This window comes from Pedococcus sp. NPDC057267 (assembly GCF_042668795.1).
Classification (GTDB): Bacteria; Actinomycetota; Actinomycetes; order Actinomycetales; family Dermatophilaceae; genus Pedococcus.
On record NZ_JBHUYG010000165.1, the window covers coordinates 1 to 4196 of the forward strand.

At 73.5% G+C, this 4196-nt stretch carries 3 protein-coding genes; 2 read left to right on the forward strand and 1 reads right to left on the reverse strand.

The features are described from left to right. Nucleotides 1–51 precede the first annotated feature (51 nt). Entirely contained in the window at nt 52–1428 is a 1377-nt protein-coding gene (locus tag ACFUC1_RS20255) for a cystathionine beta-synthase (protein WP_379123051.1), read from the reverse strand. Nucleotides 1429–1725: 297 nt separating this feature from the next. Between ACFUC1_RS20255 and ACFUC1_RS20260 the strand changes: the two genes are divergently transcribed. Then, nucleotides 1726–2814 (forward strand): SGNH/GDSL hydrolase family protein, encoded by a 1089-nt coding sequence (locus ACFUC1_RS20260; RefSeq protein WP_379123053.1) that lies wholly within the window; start codon nt 1726–1728, stop codon nt 2812–2814. A gap of 41 nt (nt 2815–2855) precedes the next feature. Beyond that, nucleotides 2856–4079 carry an acetyl-CoA C-acetyltransferase gene (locus tag ACFUC1_RS20265; protein ID WP_379123055.1) on the forward strand — a complete coding sequence of 408 codons (1224 nt, stop codon included), beginning with the start codon at nt 2856–2858 and terminating at the stop codon, nt 4077–4079. Nucleotides 4080–4196: the final 117 nt, after the last annotated feature.

Below are 4196 nucleotides of genomic sequence, written 5' to 3' on the forward strand. Positions count from 1 at the left end.
GGCTGCGGTAGCCGCATCGGTTGCGGCGGGAGCGGGAGCTGCCGGTCGGGCTCAGTCGACGAGCGCGATGAGCACGTCGGCGCGGGTCAGCACGCCGACCGGCTTGCCGTCCTCGACGACCATGATCGCGTCGTGCTTCTCCAGCTCGGCCCGCGCTGCGGTGACCGGCTCGCCGGCGCCCACGAGCGGCAGCGACGGCTCCATGTGCTTCTCGACCGAGTCGGTGAGGTGGGCGCTGCCGTTGAACAGGGCCTCGAGGAGGGCCCGCTCGCTGACCGAGCCGGCGACCTCGCCGGCCATGACCGGGGGCTCGGCCTTGACGACGGGCATCTGCGACACGGAGTACTCGTGCAGGATCTCGATGGCGTCGCGCACGGTCTCGGTCGGGTGCGTGTGGACCAGGGCGGGCAGGTCGCCGGCCTTCTTGTGCAGGACCTCGCCGACCGTCGTCTCGGTCTTTGAGTGCATGAAGCCGTAGGAGCTCATCCACTCGTCGTTGAAGATCTTGCTCATGTAGCCGCGGCCGCTGTCCGGCAGCAGTACGACGACGACGGCGTCGGCCGGCAGGTCCTTGGCCGCACGCAGGGCGGCGACGACGGCCATGCCGCAGGAGCCGCCGACGAGCAGGCCCTCCTCCTTGGCGAGGCGACGGGTCATGGCGAAGGAGTCGGCGTCGCTGACCGCGATGACCTCGTCGACCACGGCCGGGTCGTAGGCGCTCGGCCAGAAGTCCTCGCCGACGCCCTCGACGAGGTACGGGCGGCCCGAGCCGCCGGAGTAGACCGAGCCCTCGGGGTCGGCGCCGATGATGCGGACGCGGCCGCCCTCGCGGTCCGCGGAGACGTCGCGCAGGTAGCGGCCGGTGCCGGTGATGGTGCCGCCGGTGCCGACGCCCGCGACGAAGTGCGTGATCCGCCCGTCGGTGTCGGCCCAGATCTCCGGGCCGGTCGACTCGTAGTGCGAGGCCGGGCCGTTCTGGTTGGCGTACTGGTTCGGCTTCCAGGCACCGTCGATCTCGCGGACCAACCGGTCGGAGACCGAGTAGTAGGAGTCCGGGTGGTCCGGGGCGACGGCGGTCGGGCAGACGACGACCTCGGCGCCGTAGGCCTTGAGCACGTCGCGCTTGTCCTGGCTCACCTTGTCGGGGCAGACGAAGACGCACGTGTAGCCGCGGCGCTGGGCGACCAGCGCCAGGCCCACGCCGGTGTTGCCCGAGGTCGGCTCGACGATGGTGCCACCGGGCTTGAGCTCCCCGGACTGCTCCGCGGCCTCGACCATCTTCAGGGCGATGCGGTCCTTCACCGACCCGCCCGGGTTGAGGTACTCCACCTTGGCGAGGACCGTCGCGGCGATCCCTTCGGTGACGGTGTTGAGCTTGACGAGGGGCGTGTTCCCGACGAGGTCGGCGATGTGCTCTGCGTACTTCACCCGGCCATCCTCTCAGATGCTGGACACCGACCCGGCCGACCGGGAGGACGATCGGACCGCCGCGGACAGGGCCTCGTCCCGGCCCGGGTGCGGACCCGGGGACGGCCTCTCCCCCAACCGGGCTACCGCCGGTGTCGGATGCGGGGTCGCGCCACCGGGCGCACCATCTCATCAGGACGTCCGCACCGGGACGCCCGGCCACTGTGGCGAAGCACCGCACCCGGGAAGGGGGTGGAAACCGCGATGACGTCCTCGACCGTTAGCGTCAGTGGGACAGTCGACGAGAGGGGTGTGCCGATGGGCCGGGCTCGACGCGCACGCAGGATCGCGGCGACCGCCGCCTACGGGGGCGGTGGTCTGGCCGCGGGGATCGGCGCGCTGGGGGCGCTCGGGTACGGCGTGCTCAAGGTCGAGGCGATGATGGCGCGCCGCATCGTCGGACAGCCGTTCGACGGCGCGCCCGACGACAACGGCGTCTACGGGGCAGGCACCGGGGACCCCGTCGAGCTCGTGGTGCTCGGCGACAGCTCCGCAGCGGGCATGGGCTGCGACCACGCGCACCAGACCGTCGGCGCCATCATCGGCACCGGGGTCAGCGCCCTGACCGGTCGTCCGGTCCGGCTCACCAACAGCGCGGTGGTCGGCGCGGAGTCCGCCGACCTCGAGCTGCAGCTGGCCAACGCCCTGGACGTGGTGGCCCGGCCCGACGTCGCGGTCATCATGGTCGGCGCGAACGACGTCACCCACCGGATCGACCGGGCCGTGGCCGTCCGCCACCTCGAGCAGGTGGTGCGGGCACTGCGCGGGCTCGGCACCGAGGTCGTGGTCGGCACCTGCCCGGACCTCGGCACCATCCAGCCGATCCCGCAGCCGCTGCGCCTGCTCGGCCGGCGGTTCTCCCGCGACCTCGCGGCGGCCCAGACCGTCGCGGTCGTCGAGGCCGGCGGGCGCACCGTGTCCCTCGGCGACCTGCTCGGCCCGGAGTTCGCCGAGCGCCCGCACGAGATGTTCAGCGAGGACCGGTTCCACCCCTCGCCCGCGGGCTACGCGCGGGCCGCCGCCGCGCTGCTGCCGAGCGTGTGCGCCGCCCTGGGGGTGTGGCCGGAAGGGTCCGGAGAGCCCCGCACCCCCGACTCGCGACGCGGCGAGGGGGTGGGCCCGGTCGCCGTGGCCGCGAAGTATGCCGTCATGGACCCCGGCACCGAGGTCAGCGCCACGGACGTCGGTGGCCAGAGCCGCGGGCCCCGTGGCCGCTGGGCCATGCTGCTGCGCCGACCGCGCGGCGGCGCGCCGGCGGCGACCGACGCCGGTGCGACGGCGGAGGCGGGCGAGAGCAAGCCCACATCCCCCGGACCGGCTCCACGGCATACCATCGACTCGGACTAAGCGGCCGCTTATCGCGCGGCCCTCGACGAGGAGGAACCCCCGTGACCGAAGCCGTCATCGTCTCCACCGCCCGCACGCCCATCGGGCGCGCGTTCAAGGGCTCGCTCAAGGAGATGCGGCCCGACGACCTGTCCGTTCAGGTGATCCGGGCCGCGCTGGACAAGGTGCCGGGCCTGGACCCCGCCCTCGTCGAGGACCTCTACTGGGGCTGCGCAGAGCCGTCCGGCCGCCACGGCTCCAACATGGCGCGGGTCATCGCCGTGCTCGCCGGCCACGACCACCTGCCCGGCGCGACCGTGAACCGGTTCTGCGCCTCGTCCGTGCAGACGACCCGCATGGCCTACCACGCGATCAAGGCCGGCGAGGGTGACGTCTTCATCAGCGGCGGCGTCGAGTGCGTGTCGCAGTACACGAACTGGGCCGGGGCCGGCGGCTCCGCCGGCGACGACCAGAACCCGCTCTTCGCGGACGCGCAGGCGCGCTCGGAGCGGATCGCCACGAGCAACGAGACCTGGACCGACCCGCGCGAGCAGGGCCTGCTCCCCGACGTCTACCTCTCCATGGGGCAGACGGCGGAGAACGTCGCCACCCTGCGCGGCATCTCCCGCCAGCGGCAGGACGAGTGGGGCGTCACGAGCCAGAACCGCGCCGAGAAGGCCATCGCCGACGGCTTCTTCGACCGCGAGATCGCCCCGGTCACGCTGCCGGACGGCACCGTCGTGAGCAAGGACGACGGGCCGCGCGCGGGCGTCACCCTCGAGTCCGTCTCGCAGCTGCAGCCGGTCTTCCGCGAGCAGGGCACCATCACCGCCGGCAACTGCTGCCCCCTCAACGACGGCGCCGCCGCGGTCGTGGTCATGAGCGACACCAAGGCCAAGGAGCTCGGCCTCACGCCGCTGGCCCGCGTCGTCGCGACCGGCGTCTCCGGCCTGTCCCCCGAGATCATGGGCCTCGGCCCGGTCGAGGCGTCGCGGCAGGCACTGGCCCGCGCCGGCATGACCATCGGCGACATGGACCTGTACGAGATCAACGAGGCCTTCGCCGCCCAGGTGCTGCCCAGCGCCGACGACCTCGGCATGGACCTCGACAAGCTCAACGTGCACGGCGGGGCCATCGCCCTCGGCCACCCGTTCGGCTCGACCGGAGCGCGCATCACGACCACCCTGCTCAACGGGCTCGAGGCGCGCGACGGCCAGTTCGGCCTCGAGACGATGTGCGTCGGCGGCGGCCAGGGCATGGCGATCATCTACGAGCGCCTGAGCTGACCCACAGGGGGCGCGCCCCCCGCCGGGCGCCCCCCCACCCCCCCCCCCCGCGGGGGGGGGGCCCGCCGCCGGGGAGCCCCCCCGCCCCCCCAGCCCCCCCCGCGGGGCACAACCCGC